This window comes from Desulfuromonas versatilis (genome assembly GCF_019704135.1).
Taxonomy (GTDB): Bacteria; Desulfobacterota; Desulfuromonadia; order Desulfuromonadales; family NIT-T3; genus Desulfuromonas_A; species Desulfuromonas_A versatilis.
In genome coordinates this window covers 1466224-1480711 of record NZ_AP024355.1, presented here as the reverse complement: position 1 = coordinate 1480711, position 14488 = coordinate 1466224, and the positions used below count along the sequence as shown (strand labels likewise).

General features: G+C 65.2%; 16 protein-coding genes. 8 read left to right on the top strand and 8 right to left on the bottom strand.

Annotation, left to right across the window (positions count from 1 at the left end; translation table 11 throughout):
- Positions 1-20: 20 nt before the first annotated feature.
- On the bottom strand, positions 21-290 hold the full coding sequence (locus DESUT3_RS06670) for a YkgJ family cysteine cluster protein (RefSeq protein WP_221251648.1): 270 nt from the start codon (positions 288-290) through the stop codon (positions 21-23).
- A 22-nt stretch (positions 291-312) separates the two neighbouring features.
- Positions 313-588 (bottom strand): cupin domain-containing protein, encoded by a 276-nt coding sequence (locus DESUT3_RS06665; RefSeq protein WP_221251647.1) that lies wholly within the window; start codon positions 586-588, stop codon positions 313-315.
- Positions 589-726: 138 nt separating this feature from the next.
- Here DESUT3_RS06665 and pgm point away from each other — a divergent pair, with 138 nt between their 5' ends.
- The 3 genes from pgm (at position 727) to DESUT3_RS06650 (ending at position 5088) form a co-directional block, all read left to right on the top strand.
- Positions 727-2379 (top strand): phosphoglucomutase (alpha-D-glucose-1,6-bisphosphate-dependent), encoded by a 1653-nt coding sequence (pgm, locus tag DESUT3_RS06660; protein ID WP_221251645.1) that lies wholly within the window; start codon positions 727-729, stop codon positions 2377-2379.
- 96 nt (positions 2380-2475) lie between these two features.
- Positions 2476-4119 (top strand): pyridoxal-dependent aspartate 1-decarboxylase PanP, encoded by a 1644-nt coding sequence (gene panP / locus DESUT3_RS06655; protein ID WP_221251643.1) that lies wholly within the window; start codon positions 2476-2478, stop codon positions 4117-4119.
- Between the two features lie 618 nt (positions 4120-4737).
- Entirely contained in the window at positions 4738-5088 is a 351-nt protein-coding gene (locus tag DESUT3_RS06650; RefSeq protein WP_221251641.1) for a hypothetical protein, read from the top strand.
- Positions 5089-5187: 99 nt separating this feature from the next.
- Here DESUT3_RS06650 and znuB read toward each other — a convergent pair whose 3' ends face one another.
- Genes znuB through DESUT3_RS06635 form a run of 3 tightly spaced genes read right to left on the bottom strand, consistent with a single transcriptional unit; the run spans position 5188 to position 7259 of the window.
- Positions 5188-5979, bottom strand: coding sequence for a zinc ABC transporter permease subunit ZnuB (gene znuB, locus DESUT3_RS06645; RefSeq protein WP_221251639.1), 792 nt, complete (start codon positions 5977-5979; stop codon positions 5188-5190).
- A gap of 46 nt (positions 5980-6025) precedes the next feature.
- Positions 6026-6769, bottom strand: a complete 744-nt coding sequence (znuC, locus tag DESUT3_RS06640; protein WP_225911641.1) for a zinc ABC transporter ATP-binding protein ZnuC — start codon at positions 6767-6769, stop codon at positions 6026-6028.
- A complete protein-coding gene (locus tag DESUT3_RS06635; protein ID WP_221251638.1) occupies positions 6759-7259 on the bottom strand; it encodes a Fur family transcriptional regulator in 501 nt (166 codons plus the stop codon). Before DESUT3_RS06635 ends, znuC begins: the two co-directional genes overlap by 11 nt.
- A gap of 91 nt (positions 7260-7350) precedes the next feature.
- On the opposite strand from DESUT3_RS06635, the gene DESUT3_RS06630 reads away from it, so the two are divergent.
- Together DESUT3_RS06630 and DESUT3_RS06625 are read left to right on the top strand one after the other, a co-directional pair.
- The gene (locus DESUT3_RS06630; protein ID WP_221251636.1) at positions 7351-8295 is read left to right on the top strand and encodes a zinc ABC transporter substrate-binding protein; all 945 of its coding nucleotides are present in this window, start codon (positions 7351-7353) and stop codon (positions 8293-8295) included.
- 35 nt (positions 8296-8330) lie between these two features.
- Positions 8331-9347 (top strand): glycosyltransferase, encoded by a 1017-nt coding sequence (locus DESUT3_RS06625; protein WP_221251635.1) that lies wholly within the window; start codon positions 8331-8333, stop codon positions 9345-9347.
- Positions 9348-9406: 59 nt separating this feature from the next.
- Here DESUT3_RS06625 and DESUT3_RS06620 read toward each other — a convergent pair whose 3' ends face one another.
- The gene (locus DESUT3_RS06620; RefSeq protein ID WP_221251633.1) at positions 9407-10009 is read right to left on the bottom strand and encodes a peroxiredoxin; all 603 of its coding nucleotides are present in this window, start codon (positions 10007-10009) and stop codon (positions 9407-9409) included.
- A 158-nt stretch (positions 10010-10167) separates the two neighbouring features.
- Complete coding sequence (gene xerC, locus DESUT3_RS06615; RefSeq protein ID WP_221251632.1) at positions 10168-11070, bottom strand: tyrosine recombinase XerC; 903 nt, start codon at positions 11068-11070, stop codon at positions 10168-10170.
- 240 nt (positions 11071-11310) lie between these two features.
- Between xerC and DESUT3_RS06610 the strand changes: the two genes are divergently transcribed.
- Genes DESUT3_RS06610 through DESUT3_RS06600 form a run of 3 tightly spaced genes read left to right on the top strand, consistent with a single transcriptional unit; the run spans position 11311 to position 13684 of the window.
- Complete coding sequence (locus DESUT3_RS06610; RefSeq protein WP_221251631.1) at positions 11311-12156, top strand: esterase/lipase family protein; 846 nt, start codon at positions 11311-11313, stop codon at positions 12154-12156.
- Positions 12153-12548, top strand: a complete 396-nt coding sequence (locus DESUT3_RS06605; RefSeq protein ID WP_221251630.1) for a secondary thiamine-phosphate synthase enzyme YjbQ — start codon at positions 12153-12155, stop codon at positions 12546-12548. The genes DESUT3_RS06610 and DESUT3_RS06605 overlap by 4 nt, the downstream gene beginning before the upstream one ends.
- Positions 12545-13684 (top strand): DUF362 domain-containing protein, encoded by a 1140-nt coding sequence (locus DESUT3_RS06600; protein WP_221251628.1) that lies wholly within the window; start codon positions 12545-12547, stop codon positions 13682-13684. Before DESUT3_RS06605 ends, DESUT3_RS06600 begins: the two co-directional genes overlap by 4 nt.
- 15 nt (positions 13685-13699) lie before the next feature.
- Here the strand turns inward: DESUT3_RS06600 and DESUT3_RS06595 are convergent, their stop codons facing one another.
- The gene (locus tag DESUT3_RS06595; protein ID WP_221251627.1) at positions 13700-14335 is read right to left on the bottom strand and encodes a DeoR family transcriptional regulator; all 636 of its coding nucleotides are present in this window, start codon (positions 14333-14335) and stop codon (positions 13700-13702) included.
- Positions 14336-14488: the final 153 nt, after the last annotated feature.

Below are 14488 nucleotides of genomic sequence, written 5' to 3'. Positions count from 1 at the left end.
CCGAAAAGGGGGACATCGGGTCAGCTTGTTTCCTTGCAGGGTCCGGTTTGCCGCTCCAGCAGCTCCAGGTAAGCCAGCGCCTGGGCGGCACTCTCCCCGCACATCTCTGCGGCGGGACGCAGCTGTCGGCAGACCGCGGGACGCATGGCCGAACCGAACAGCCGGCAGCGGTTATCGGCGGTCAACTGGACGCAGCGCTCCCCTGCGGGCTTGCCTTGCGGCATCCCGGGAATCGCCGAGGATATCGACGGCGCGATGCAGCAGGCTGCGCACCCCACGCGGCATTCCATCCCTTGCCCCCTCAGGCCGGCTTCAGCCGAAACGGTAGTGCTTGCGCACCGCCCGGGTCACCTGCCAGAAGCAGGACATGCCGGCGGGAAAGCTCACCAGGTCCCCTGTGCCGAAGGTAACCGGCCCACCCCCCTGGGGGGTGACCGTCACCTCCCCCTCGAGAAGATAGCAGACTTCCCGCTCGCCGTAGGTCCAGGGGAAGTCGGAGACATCCTTTTCCCAGATCGGCCAGGAGAACACCCCCAGCTTTTCCAACTCGGCGCGCGGCGGGTTGTGCTTGACCGAAATATCGCGCATTAGATTTTCCTCCGTATTTATTCGGAAGCCGGCGGCCACCTTGATCCTTGACAGAATTCTTGCACCGGCTACACTCGGGGATTCAGTAAAAGAGATTTACCCCATTAAAGATATTGCCAAACACAAGGAGAATCAAGCATGGCGCTTCACCCTCTGGCGGGTCAGCCGGCACCGAAATCGATCCTTCCCAACATCCCCAGGATCATTACCGAGTACTACACCCGGCAGCCCGATCCGCAGGTGGATGCCCAGCAGGTCTCCTTCGGCACCTCGGGCCACCGCGGCACTTCGGTGAAGGGGACCTTCAACGAGGCCCACATCCTCGCCATCACCCAGGCGATCTGCGACTTCCGCTCCCAGGCCGGAACCGACGGCCCCCTGTTTCTGGGAATGGACACCCACGCCCTCTCGGAGCCGGCCCATGCCAGCGCCCTGCAGGTACTGGCCGCCAACGGGGTGCAGGTGCGCATCGCCGAGAACCTGCAATACACCCCCACCCCGGTGATTTCCCACGCCATCCTCAGCCACAACAAGGGGCGCCAGGGGCAACTGGCCGACGGCATCGTCATCACCCCCTCGCACAACCCGCCCGACAACGGCGGCATCAAGTACAATCCACCCAACGGCGGCCCGGCCGACACCGACGTGACCGCCTGGGTCGCCGATCGCGCCAACGGCTACCTGCGCCAGGGGCTGCAGGGGGTCAAGCGCCTGAGCTACGACCAGGCCCTGGCGGCGGCGACCACCGCTTTCCACGATTTTGTCACCCCCTACGTCGCCGACCTGGAAAACGTCATCGACATGCAGGCGATCAAAAAGGCCGGCCTGCGCATCGCCGCCGACGCCCTGGGCGGCTCGGGCCTCGGCTTCTGGCGTCCCATCGCCGAAAAATACGGGCTGAATATCGAAGTGCTCAACGGCCACCCCGACCCCACTTTCAGCTTCATGAGCGTGGACAAGGACGGCAAGATCCGCATGGACTGCTCCTCGGCCTGCGCCATGGCGGGGCTGATCGGGCTCAAGGACGATTTCGACATCGCCTTCGGCAACGACCCGGACTTCGACCGGCACGGCATCGTCACCCCCTCGGCGGGGTTGATGAACCCCAACCACTACCTGGCGGTGGCGATCCACTACCTGTTCGGCAACCGCAAGGGATGGCGCACCGACGCGGCGGTGGGCAAGACCCTGGTCTCCTCGTCGATGATCGACCGGGTGGCGGCCGATTTGGGGCGGCCTCTGGCCGAGGTCCCGGTCGGCTTCAAGTGGTTCGTCGACGGGCTGGTGGACGGCTCTTTCGGCTTCGGCGGCGAGGAGAGCGCCGGGGCGAGCTTCCTGCGCAAGGACGGCAGCGTCTGGTCGACGGACAAGGACGGTTTCATCCTCTGCCTGCTGGCCGCCGAGATCACCGCGGTGACCGGCCGCGATCCGGCCCAGCACTACCAGGAGCTGGTCGGCAAATTCGGTGCCCCCGTCTACACCCGCATCGACGCCGAAGCCAGCGCCGCGCAGCGGGCGGTGCTCGGCAGGCTCTCGCCCGAGCAGGTCACAGCCGACACCCTGGCCGGCGAGGCCATCACCGCCAAACTCACCCGCGCCCCGGGCAACGGCGCCGAGATCGGCGGGCTCAAGGTCACCACCGCCAACGGCTGGTTCGCGGCGCGCCCCTCGGGGACCGAGGACATCTACAAGATCTACGCCGAGTCCTTCAAGGGCGAGGAGCACCTGAAGCTTATCCTGACCGAGGCCAAAGCGATCGTCAGCGCCGCGTTCCAGGCCGCGGGGGTTTAGCAACAGGTAGAATTTGGCATATACTGGGTAAAAATACCAATGAGAATCGGCCTCCGGCTCCTGGCCCCTGATTCCTGACTCCTCTCGAGGCCCGCCATGCCCAGAAGCAAAGAACTCGCCCAGGCCAACCTGGAGAACCTGTACCGGATCTTCACCATTCCGGAGGCTCCCGACTCCACCCTGGGGAGGATCGACCAGGCCATCAGCGACAATCTGGCAGGTTTTCTCCAGGAGCACATCGTCGCCCTGGAGCGGGACATGAGCGAGATCGAGGGGGATTTCAGCGATTCCCGGGTGCCCGAGGAGCCGACCTTCGTCTCGGACTACACGGCGTTTCTCAAAGAGACCCTGGTCGCCCAGTCGGTGCACACCGCCTCGCCGAGCTTCATCGGCCACATGACCTCGGCCATCCCCTACTTCATGTTGCCGCTCTCAAGGATCATGATCGCCCTGAACCAGAACCTGGTCAAAGTGGAGACCTCCAAGGCCTTCACCCCCATGGAACGGCAGGTGCTGGCCATGCTCCACCGCCTGGTCTACGACCGCGAGGACCGCTTCTACGAACGCTTCATCCACGACAGCAATCATGCCCTGGGGGCCTTCTGCTCGGGAGGGACGGTGGCCAACATCACCGCCCTGTGGACGGCGCGCAACCGCCTGTGCGCTCCATCCGGCGAGTTTCGCGGCATCGCCCGCGAAGGGCTGGCCGGGGCGCTGCGCCACCTGGACTGCAGCGGCCTGGCGATCCTGGTGTCGCGCCGGGGCCACTACTCGCTGGGCAAGGCGGCCGACCTGCTGGGGATCGGCCGCGACAACCTGATCAGGGTGGAAACCGACGAGCACAACCGCATCGACCTGCGCCGATTGAGGGAGTACAGTCGCCGACTGGCCGACGAGGGGATTCTCCCGCTGGCCCTGGTCGGCATCGCCGGCACCACCGAAACCGGCAACGTCGACCCCCTCGAGGCCCTGGCCGATTTCGCCGGGGAGCTGGGCTGCCACTTCCACGTCGATGCCGCCTGGGGTGGGCCGACCCTCTTCTCCCGGACCCACCGCGGCCTGCTGCGCGGCATCGAACGGGCCGACTCGGTCACCCTGGATGCTCACAAGCAACTCTACGTCCCCATGGGTGCCGGCATGGTGGTGTTCAAAGACCCGGCAGCCCTATCGGCCATCGAGCACCACGCGGCCTACATCATCCGGCGCGGCTCCCGGGATTTGGGCAGCCACACCCTGGAGGGCTCGCGCCCGGGCATGGCCATGCTGGTGCATGCCGGCCTGGCGATCATCGGCCGCAAGGGCTACGAGTTGCTCATGGACCAGGGGATCGAGCGGGCCCGCCGCTTCGCCGCCATGATCGAGGCCCATCCCGACTTCGAGCTGGTCACCGCTCCGGAGCTCAACATCCTCACCTACCGCTACAACCCGGCCTGGCTGCAGGCGGCCCTGGCCGAAGCCCCGCAGGAAAGAGTCTCCCGGATCAACGCCCTGCTGGATCAGATCACCGAAACCGTGCAGAAAGTCCAGCGCGCGGCGGGCCGATCCTTCGTCTCCCGTACCCGCCTGGCTCCCGCCCGCTACGGTGGCGATTCGATCACCGTCTTTCGGGCCGTACTGGCCAACCCCCTGACCACCGACGCCATCCTCGCCTCGGTTCTCGACGAGCAGCTCTTTCTGGCCGGCCAGGGCGAAACGATCCAGCTGGTACGTAAGCTGGCGGCTCTTGCCCCACCGCAATAACCACCCGAAGCCGCTCCCGGGCTGGTGCCCTGGTGGCTGAGCCGGCCTCGCCGTTGTCGTTCTTCCCGCAGGTTCCCGGAAATTTCCCAGCCCTCCATCCGTGTTCGGCCCCTCGAGAGACCGCCTTTTTCCAGCTAACAACCCACGCATAGCCAATCATTATGAAAATTTTCACTTGCATTTTAATACGCTATACCCCACCATTGGGCTCGGTATAAGGAAAAAGGACTCAGCCATGTTGATGGGTTATATCTTTTTAAAATGCCCCGATTGTGATCGGCGGATTCGTCATCATGCCAAGGATGTGGCGATCCGAAAAGTTCGCATCTGCCCTCGATGCGGAACCAGCATCCAGGTGTCGGTGGATCACGATCTGGAACCCTCCGAGCGATTCGACACGGATTAGCCGAGGAGCACGACGCGCCCCCCCCTCCCCTCCTTTCCGCCGCCCCTTCTGCCCCGAAAAACGCCGAGAAAATCATTCTGTTGACTTTCCGAGCCCTGTTTACTTAGTATGAGCAAATGGGTAAAAAAGGCACCCGTCCTGCCAGGGGGCCGTGGGGGCATCCGGAGAAACTCCGGGCAAGCACCAACCAATTGAACAAAGGAGAAGGGGAAATGAAGAAGAGAACCAGGAGCAGTATCAGCGGGGCGATGGTCGTGGCCTTCGCAGTGGTCGCAATGACGGCGTCGACAAGCCAGGCACTCGATTTCGACACCTGCCACCAGCAATGCAAGGACCTGTATCTGGGGAAAATCGATGCCTTGATGAGCCAGCCGACCTCCGCGGAGGTGCGCAGCCAGGTGGTCAGCAGCATCGATACGCTCAACCGCTGCGTGGCCGATTGCGCCCAGGGAATCAGCCCGCTGCCGGCCGAACCCGCAGCGGAGCCGGTTGCGGCCCCCTTGCCTGTCGCCGAGCCTGAACCGGCAGCGGCACCCAGTTACAGCAGAAAGGGCAAACGCTGACCCCTATTGCGGACATCTGAAATAAACAAACTTTCGGGCACCCCGGTCGGGGTGCCCGTTTTTTTTCTTCCCTGGCAAGTACCCAAAAGAGGCAGGATATCAACCTCTGGGTGCGGGCAGCAGCAGCGAGCCCGCAAAGAGCAGCGTCGCGGCAACCACGATGGAGGGTCCCGCGGGGGTGTCGTACAACAGCGAGCCGTAGAGCCCCCCCGCGACGGCGACGCTTCCCAGGGCACTGGCCAGGGCAGCCATGGCTTCCGGCGTCCTGGCGAAACGGCGGGCCGTGGCGGCCGGGATGATGAACAGGGAAGTGACCAGGACCAGGCCGACGATCTTCATCATGACCGCGACGATCAGGGCAAGGAGCGAAACGAACAGTGCCTCCACCAGATCCACCGGGATCCCCTCGACCCGCGCCAGGTCCTCATGGACGGTGATGGAGAGCAGGGGCCGCCAGAGCAGGATAAGCACCGTGAGGCACAGCGCCCCACCGCTGAGAATCCAATAGATATCGGCCCGGGTGATAGCCAGGATGTCCCCGAAAAGGTAGGAAATCAGGTCTACCCGCAAGGTTTCCATGAAGGCGATGGCCACCAGCCCCAGGGATAGCGCCCCATGGGACAGGATGCCGAGCAGGGTATCGCTGGCCAGGCGTTTCTGCCGCTGGAAAAAAAACAGCAGCAGGGCCAGCGCCTGGCAGACGACGACAATCCCCAGCGTCAGGTTGATGTGCAGTAAAAAGCCGAGCGCGACGCCAAGCAGGGCCGAATGGGCCAGGGTGTCGCCGAAGTAGGCCAGGCGGCGCCAAACCACGAAGGAGCCGAAGGGCCCCGCAACGATGGCCACGCCGACCCCGCCACACAGGGCACGCCAGAGAAAATCATCGAGCATCGGTTACTTCCGCCTTCCTCAACGTCTACCCTCTCCGGGGAGCAACTCAAATTTCATGCCGGTGATCCTTGTCGTGGGAGTAGATGGCCAGGTTTTTTACCGCCAGCGGCCCGAACAGCTCGACGTAGGCGGCGCTGCGGGTGACCGCTTCGGGGGTGCCGGTGCAGCAGATATGGCGGTTGAGGCAGATCACCCGGTCGGTGGAGGCCATGACCATGTGCAGGTCGTGGGAGACCATCAGCACCGCGCAGCCACGCCTGCTGCGCAGGCGGGTGATGAGCTGGTAGAGCTCCACCTGGCCGTGCACGTCGACCCCCTGGACCGGTTCGTCGAGCACCAGCAGTTCGGGATCGCGCAGCAGCGCCCGGGCCAACAGCACCCGCTGGGTTTCCCCTCCGGAGAGTCCCTGGATCGGGGTTTCCAGGGTATGGCCTGCGCCGACTTCCCCCAGGGTGTCGATCACCCGCTGGTGTGCCTGCTTCCCGGCGAGCCCCAAGAAGCGCCGCACGGTCAGCGGAAAGGTCCGGTCGACCTGGATGCGCTGGGGCATGTAACCGATGCGCAGACCGGGCCGGCGATAAACCGATCCGCTGTCGGGGGTGAGCAGTCCCAGGGCGACCTGCAGCAGGCTGGTCTTGCCGGCCCCGTTGGGCCCGATCAGGGTGGTGATTTCCCCCGGCTGGACGGTGAGGCTGACCTCGCGCAGGATTTGGCGCTTCTGGAAACTCATCGATACGTTGTCGAGGGCGATCAGGGTTTCCCCTGGATGGCCCGAACGGTTATTGGCCAAAACTGGTCTCCTGCTTTTTGCAGCGGGGACAGACCCCGAGAACTTCCACCGTCTGGTGCCGGGGCATGAAACCGATGGACCGCGAGCTCTGTTCGATGGCGGCGGCCACCCCGGGATCGGTGAGTTCGGCAAGTTCGCGGCACGACTGGCAGATAAGAAACTGCCCCGCATGGGGCGTCCCGGGATGGGCGCACCCGACATAGGCGTTGAGCGAGGCGAGCCGATGGACCAGGCCCTGCTCCTGCAGAAAATCGAGCGCCCGGTATACTGTGGGCGGTGCGGCGCGCCCCCCGGCCTGCAGCGCCTCGAGGAGCTCGTAGGCGCCCACGGGTTTGTGGTCGGCCCAGACCAGTTCCAGCACCCGCCGGCGCAGGGGCGTCAGCCGCACCCGGCGCTGCTTGCAGAGGCGCTCTGCCGCATTCAGCGCGCTGCTGACGCAGTGCCGATGATCGTGACCGCTGCGGGCGAAGGGCGAGGGGGTTGGGTCCATCTGCGGAGCTCCTGATTCAGCTTGACATTTTTGTTACAATATAACATTACAAACATTCCGCAAGCGGAATTTTACAGAGGGGAGAGTGTCGATGCCCACCCGAATTTTTCCGGCCACCCTGCTGCTGGCCCTGCTCGCCATGGTTGCCTGGCCGGCCGCTGCGGCCTCGCCACCCAAGGTGGTCGTGACCATCAAGCCGATCCACTCCCTGGCCGCCGCGGTCATGGCCGGGGTCGCCTCGCCGCAGCTGCTGATCGAGGGGGGAGGCTCCCCCCACAGCTATTCCCTGCGCCCTTCGGACGCCCGCGCCCTGAACGAGGCCGACCTGGTGGTCTGGGTCGGCGAGGGGCTGGAATCGTTCATGCAGCGGACCCTCGCCGCTCTGGGGGAAAAGGTCCGCGTCCTCACCCTGGCCCGGGCGCCCGGGGTGAAGCTCCTGCCAAGCCGGGCGGGGGGAGCCTGGGAGGCCTCCCCGGAGCACCCGGACGAGCATGACCACGACCATCACGCCTCCGGCGACTTCGACTACCACCTCTGGCTCGACCCGAACAATGCCCTAGCCATCGCCGAACTGCTCGCCACCGAACTGGGCCGGCTCGATCCCGCCCACCGCGAGGCCTATGCCAGCAACGCACAAAAGCTCGCGGAGCGGCTAAGGGTCCTCGACGCCGAACTGGAACAAAGGCTCGAACCGCTGCGCAAAGCCCCCTATGTGGTTTTCCACGACGGCTACCAGCCACTCGAAAAGCGCTACGATCTCAACGCCGTGGGAGCCATCACGGTCAGCCCGGACCGCAAGCCGGGAGCCCGGCGCCTCAGGGAAATCCGCGCCACCATCGGCCAACTGGGCGCCCGATGCGTCTTCAGCGAACCGCAGTTCGAACCGCGCCTGGCCGCCACCGTCATCGAAGGGACAGGCGCCCGGGCAGGAGTGCTCGACCCCCTGGGGGCCGACCTGCCTGCCGGGCCGGAGGCCTACTTCGTGCTGATGCGAAACCTGGCGGAGGCCCTGGAAACCTGCCTCAAGGCCCCCTGAACGGCCACCGCCGGGGACATTCATCGGAGCTCCACGTGCGCATCCTCATCGTCGCCCCCCAGCAGACAGAAGCCAGCGGCAACCTGGTCACCGCCCGCCGCTACCTCCAGGGGATGCTCCTGCGAGGGCACGCAGCGCAGCTGCTGACCGTCGCCCCGGGCGAGGCGGAGCGACTCTCAGAGACCGTTGCCGCATTCCGCCCCGACCTGCTCCACCTGCTGCATGCCAGCCGCGTCGGTCTGCCCTGGCTGAAAATCAGGGATCGGTTGCACCTCCCCGGGGTGACCAGCTTGACCGGAACCGACGTCAACCATGACCTCGACGATCCCGCCCTGGGGCCGCTGGTGCGGGGGGTGCTGGAAAACAGCGCGGCGCTGCTCACCCAGAACCCGACAACCGCAGAGGCCCTCCCCGCAAGGTTTCCCGAGCTGGCCGGCAAAATCCGCTACCTCCCCCCGGGGATCATTCTCGGCACCGATCCCTGGCCGCTGCGCCGACAGGCGGGGATCGCCCCGCAGACGGTAGTGTTCCTGCATCCCGCCGGGATCCGGCCGGTGAAGGGGAACCTCGAGCTGCTCCAGCTGTTCGCACCGCTGGCCGCAAGGTGGAAGTTCATGCTCGGCTTCTGCGGGCCGGTGCTCGATGCCCGGTACGGGCAGTCCTTCCTGGCCGAGGTGGAACGCTGCCCCTGGACCCGTTACCTGGGGATACTTCCTCCCTCGGCCGTTCCCGCGGCCCTGGCCGAAGCGGATGTGGTGGTCAACAATTCCTTAAGCGAGGGGCTGCCCAATGCGCTGCTGGAGGCAGCCAGCCTCGGCCGGCCGATGCTGGCAAGGGACATCCCCGGCAACGCCGCCGTGGTCGAAGAGGGGGTCAACGGCCTGCTCTACGCCAATGCCGAAGAGTTTGCCGACAAGGCTGCGGCCCTGCTGGAGAGCGCCGAGCTGCGCCGGCGCCTGTCGGTTCCGCTGCGGGAACGATACCATCCCGAACGGGAGGCGCAGAGACTCGAGGAGATTTACCGGGGGGTCCTCGCGGAGGAAGGAAAATGAAAAGGGCGGCTGGCAGCCGCCCTTTTCAATTGGTGGAGTTTCGCTGGCAATGGTGTGGATCAGAGCTTTTCCGCTTCGCTGGCAAGATAGGAGGCAACCCCCTCGCGGTTGGGCTTCATCCCCTTTTCCCCCTGGGTCCACCCGGCGGGGCAGACCTCCCCGTGCTTTTCGGTGAACTGCAGGGCATCGACCATGCGCAGCATTTCGTCGACGTTGCGCCCCAGGGGCAGGTCGTTGACCACCTGGTGGCGGACCACCCCTTCCCGGTCGATGAGGAACGAGCCGCGGAAGGCGACCCCCGCCGTATCGAACTCGACGTCATAGGCCCGGCAGATCTCATGCTTGACGTCAGCCACCAGCGGATAATGAACCGCACCGATGCCGCCCTGATCCACCGGGGTGTTGCGCCAGGCGACGTGGGTGAACTGGGAATCGACCGAACAACCGATGACCTGGACTCCCCGCTCTTCGAATTCCTTGATGCGGCGGCTGAAGGCGATCAGCTCGGTGGGGCAGACGAAGGTGAAGTCAAGGGGATAGAAAAACAGCACAACGTACTTGCCTTTGAAATCGGAAAGCTTGAAATCGTCCTTGATCGACCCGTCGGCCAGGACAGCGGCAGCGGTGAACTCGGGGGCCTTTTTGCTTACCAGTACGCTCATTATGAACTCCTTTCGTTCCTCGATTAAAATTGGCGAGTGCAAAACCTGGCGTCTAGTTTACCCAGCGCCGGACAGCTGTCAAGCGAATCATGACAAAATTGGTAATTTTTATCCTCTAGCCCCATCGCCGCCGGGTTTCAGCCCCTGGAACATGTGATTCAAGATTTTTTGCGGCTGCGCGGGTGTGCCCGGTCGTAAACGTTCAGCAACTGGTCGATGCTGACCTGGGTATACTTCTGGGTGGTGGAAAGCGAGGCGTGGCCGAGCAGCTCCTGGATGGCGCGCAGGTCGGCGCCCCCATCCAGCAGGTGAGTGGCGAAGGAGTGGCGCAGGGCATGGGGGGTGGCGTCCTTGAGGATGTGGGCCTGCAGCAGCAGGCGCTTGAGGTTGCGCTCGACGCTGCGGGCCGTGAGCCGGGCACCGCGATGGTTGAGAAACAGGGGCTCGTCCCCCGCGGGAGTGCCGCGAGCCTCGAGGTAATATTCGAGAGCCTGGCGGGCCTTGGCGCCGATGGGGACAATGCGCTCCTTGCTCCCCTTGCCCACCACCCGCACCAACCCCTCCACCAGGTCGACCCCGGCTACATTCAACGCGGTCAGCTCGCCGACCCGCAGGCCGCAGGAGTAGAGGGTTTCCAGGATGGCCCGGTCGCGCAGGGCGAGCAGATCCCCCCCTTGAGTCTTTTCCATCAGGTCGTGGGCCTCGTCGACGCTCAGGGTCTTCGGCAGATACTTCTCGGCCCGGGGAGTGGCGATGGTCTCGGCCGGGTTGACCTCGACCACCCCTTCGCGCACCAGGTAATTGAAAAACGTGCGCAATGCCGAAAGCTTGCGGCCGATGGTCGATTTCCGGTTGCGCTTGTGCAGCAGTGCCAGATAGCGGCGCAGAACGATCGCGTCGATCCGCCCGGCTGCCTCGCGCCCTTTGCCACCGCCTGCCTGCCCCTGCTCGAGAAAGGCGCGGAATTCCTCAAGATCCTGGCGGTAGGCCCGCAGGGTGTGGGGCGAGAGGTTGCGCTCGACGGACAGGTGTTTTTCGAAGCGGCGGATCAACTCTTCCACGGGGTCACCTAAGCGGGCGTTTCCCGGCCGAGCAGCCCTTGGGGGACTCTGCCCGGTCTGGGGACTTGAATGTTCGGGCCTACCTGGTTCGACTGGTCGATCGCGGCCCGGGCGGCAACAAGAGCGATTATAACCCGGGCAGCCGGGGTTGGCTAAGTGAAAAACAGCCGGCTCAAACCATCCGCCGCGTTGACGGCCCCCGGCCCCCATGCCATAATACCGCCTTCTCCAGGAGGGATTATGGCAACTGTCCTGTGCCTTTTCGTCGGCCTGCTGGGCCTGGTTGCCGCCATCGTCGCAACGGTGGTGGTCCTGACCTTCGCCTTTGCCTGGTATGAGAGCGCCAACAGCTCACCGGAACTGGTCGAAATGCGCTTCACTCCGGCCGCGATGGGGCTGGCGGCGCAGCTGCTCATCCAGGAATTCACCGTGCTGATGGCAACGGTGCTGCTGCACCCGCTCGGCTGGTTCGGGGGGCGCGAAAAGCCGCTGCCGGCAGCCGACGGCACCCCGGTCATCCTGCTGCACGGGCTGTTCCAGAACCGCATCTGCTGGCTGCTGACCCGTCAGCGGCTGCGCCGGGCGGGTTTCCAGGCCGTCTACAGCCTGAACCTGCCCCCCTGGAAAGACCTGGAAAGCCTCACCGAGCGTCTGGCCAAAAAGGTGGATGAGCTGCGTCACGCCGGGGGCGCCCGCCGGGTTCACCTGGTCGGGCATTCGATGGGCGGAATGATCGCCCGCAACTACGTGCAGATCCGCGGCGGCGCTGCCAAGGTCGAACGCTGCGTGCTGCTGGGCTCGCCCAACAGCGGTTCGCGCCTGGCCCCCTTCGCCCTCTCGCCCCTGGGTAAGCTGCTGGTTCCCGGCGCCGACTTTCTGAAACGGCTCGCGGCGGCCGAACGCCCCCCCGGGGTGCGCTTCACCGCCATTTTCACCCGCCACGAGAACATGGTCCTGCCCTATGCCAACGCGCGCCTCGAGGGGGCAGCGGAAATCGAACTGAGCGGCATGGGGCACACCTCGCTGCTCTACCACCCCCGGGCGTTTCAGGCGATCCTGGAGGGGCTCCAGGGAGAATCCGAATGACCGGCATCGAAGTCGTCAGCCGCCAGCAGGTCGAGTTGATCGAGGTCACCCGCGAAGTGCGTCAGGCCATCCGCGACTCGGGCATCCGCTCGGGTCTCGCCGTGGTGTTCGCGGCCCACACCACCGCCGCGGTGACCATCAACGAAAACGCCGACCCCGACGTGGTGCGCGACCTGACCATGGAACTGAATAAAATCGTCCCCTTCCAGGATGACTATCGGCATGGTGAGGGGAACAGCGCCGCGCACATCAAGAGCTCGCTGGTCGGCGCCAGCGAAACGCTGATCGTGGAGAACGGCGAGCCGCTGCTCGGCACCTGGCAGGGGGTCTATTTCTGCGAGTTCGACGGTCCGCGCCGGCGCAAGCTGCTCGTGCAGGTCATCGGCGCATGAAACACCCGGTCAGCCTGGTCGCCGCTCCGGACTATTCCCCCCAAACCATCACCGCGGCCATCGAGAGGCTGCTCGCCCCCCTGGGCGGGATGCAGGCCTTCGTCCGTCCCGGGCAGAAGGTGCTCCTCAAACCCAACCTGCTCTCCGCCAAGCCCCCCGAAAAGGCCGTCACCACCCACCCGGAAGTCGTCCGCGCCGTCATCGCCCTGGTCCAGGGGTGCGGCGGCATCGTCTCGGTGGGCGACTCCCCCGGCATCGGCACCCCGCGCCAGGTGGCGCAGCGCTGCGGGATCCTGCAGGTGATCGAGGAGAGCGGCGCGCGCTTCGCCCCCTTCGCCGACTCGGTCAAGGTGCGCCCCCAGGGCTCGACCTTTCACGAGCTGGAGGTGGCCCGCGACATCCTCGAGGCCGACGTGGTCATCAACCTGCCCAAGCTAAAAACCCACCAGATGATCGGCCTGACCTGCGCGGTGAAGAACCTGTTCGGCGCCGTAGTCGGCATGCGCAAGCCGCGCCTGCACCTGCAGGCGGGGACCGACAAGGCGTTTTTCGCCCTGATGCTGCTGGAGCTGGCCGAGCACATCCGCCCCGCCCTGAACATCGTCGACGCGGTGGTCGGCATGGAGGGCCAGGGCCCCGGCGGCGGCGACCCGGTGCAGATCGGCGCCCTGCTGGCCGGAGCCGACGCGCTGGCGGTGGACACCCTGGCCATGGAGCTGGTCGGGCTGCGCCCCGATGCCTGCTGGACCCAAAAGATCGCCCGCAAGACCGGGCGCCCCGGCAGCCGCCTGGAAGAACTCGAGATTTACGGCGAGCGCCCGGCGGCCCTGCGCCCGGCCCATTTTCGCCCCGCCAAGGCCACGGACGTCAATTTCGGTCTCCCCCCGTTTCTGAAAAACCCCCTCAAGCGCACCACCACCGCCCTGCCCGAACCCGACTTCGAAAAGTGCCTGGCCTGCGGCCTCTGCGTGCAGCACTGTCCGCCCCGGGCCATGACCGTTGAGACCGGCAGACTGCAGATCGACCTCGAGCGCTGTATCGGCTGTTTCTGCTGCCAGGAGCTCTGCCCGCACGGGGCGATCCTGACCCGCCAGGGGCTGCTGCTGCGGCTGAGCCGCTTTTTGCGGGGGAGTTGACCGGGGACTGGGAGTCTACTTGCCCCGGGCTGCGGCACAATGGGGACAGGAACTCTCCCCCTTGTTCAGCGCCAGGTCCTGCTCGAGAAAGTCGATGGCCTCCTGCAACCCACCGAGGCGGCCGCCGAAGCCGGCCTGGAAGCGGCGGGCCATCTCCTGGTTTTCAAAGGCAAGAATCGACGGGTGACAGCAGGGGGCCGCGGCGCTCTCCATCAGAAAATGCGAACGCTGCGCCGGATGCAGCCGGGCGTTGAGGTAATCGGCGGCCATCGCCATCTGCACCTTGTCCTTCAGCACCAGGTGCGCCGAGATGCCGCAGTGGGGACAGCAGGCGAAGCGCTGCTCCCCCCCGGCCAGCGTCAGGGTGTAGAGCAGGTGCTGGGTGGCCGGCCGCGAGCAGATCATGCAATCGGTCTTCCCCGCCCCCGGTGCCGGGCCCACGCTCTCCGTCACGGCCTCCGCCGGCTCTCCGCCGACGGGGATGGCTCCGCCGAAAATCCGCTTCACCTCCCCCAGCCCTTCGAGCAGCTCCAGGTCCCGGTGCGCCGTCATCTTGGAGATGGCGAAGCGCGCCGCGATATCGCTCACCGAAATCCCCCCCTCGCGCCGGACGGCTTCCAGGATCGCTTTTCTACGCTGAACACCCTTCATTCCATTTCTCCTTGCCGAAGATCACAATGTTAGCAACGTAACATGTTTTTTAAAAAATCGCAAAGCGGATAGCATTTCACACCTTGCCACCGTGTTATTTTGATGATACTTTTTACACCTGAAAAACATTTCAATAACATTCCATAACATTTC

What these genes read in the sequence shown, in the direction of transcription:
- DESUT3_RS06665 (WP_221251647.1), bottom strand. Translation starts at nt 588, where the DNA reads ATGCGCGATATTTCGGTCAAGCACAACCCGCCGCGCGCCGAGTTGGAA.
- DESUT3_RS06620 (WP_221251633.1), bottom strand. Translation starts at nt 10,009, where the DNA reads ATGAGCGTACTGGTAAGCAAAAAGGCCCCCGAGTTCACCGCTGCCGCT.
- pgm (WP_221251645.1), top strand. Translation starts at nt 727, where the DNA reads ATGGCGCTTCACCCTCTGGCGGGTCAGCCGGCACCGAAATCGATCCTT.
- znuB (WP_221251639.1), bottom strand. Translation starts at nt 5,979, where the DNA reads ATGCTCGATGATTTTCTCTGGCGTGCCCTGTGTGGCGGGGTCGGCGTG.
- DESUT3_RS06610 (WP_221251631.1), top strand. Translation starts at nt 11,311, where the DNA reads ATGGCAACTGTCCTGTGCCTTTTCGTCGGCCTGCTGGGCCTGGTTGCC.
- DESUT3_RS06605 (WP_221251630.1), top strand. Translation starts at nt 12,153, where the DNA reads ATGACCGGCATCGAAGTCGTCAGCCGCCAGCAGGTCGAGTTGATCGAG.
- DESUT3_RS06600 (WP_221251628.1), top strand. Translation starts at nt 12,545, where the DNA reads ATGAAACACCCGGTCAGCCTGGTCGCCGCTCCGGACTATTCCCCCCAA.
- panP (WP_221251643.1), top strand. Translation starts at nt 2,476, where the DNA reads ATGCCCAGAAGCAAAGAACTCGCCCAGGCCAACCTGGAGAACCTGTAC.
- DESUT3_RS06635 (WP_221251638.1), bottom strand. Translation starts at nt 7,259, where the DNA reads ATGGACCCAACCCCCTCGCCCTTCGCCCGCAGCGGTCACGATCATCGG.
- DESUT3_RS06670 (WP_221251648.1), bottom strand. Translation starts at nt 290, where the DNA reads ATGGAATGCCGCGTGGGGTGCGCAGCCTGCTGCATCGCGCCGTCGATA.
- DESUT3_RS06595 (WP_221251627.1), bottom strand. Translation starts at nt 14,335, where the DNA reads ATGAAGGGTGTTCAGCGTAGAAAAGCGATCCTGGAAGCCGTCCGGCGC.
- DESUT3_RS06630 (WP_221251636.1), top strand. Translation starts at nt 7,351, where the DNA reads ATGCCCACCCGAATTTTTCCGGCCACCCTGCTGCTGGCCCTGCTCGCC.
- DESUT3_RS06650 (WP_221251641.1), top strand. Translation starts at nt 4,738, where the DNA reads ATGAAGAAGAGAACCAGGAGCAGTATCAGCGGGGCGATGGTCGTGGCC.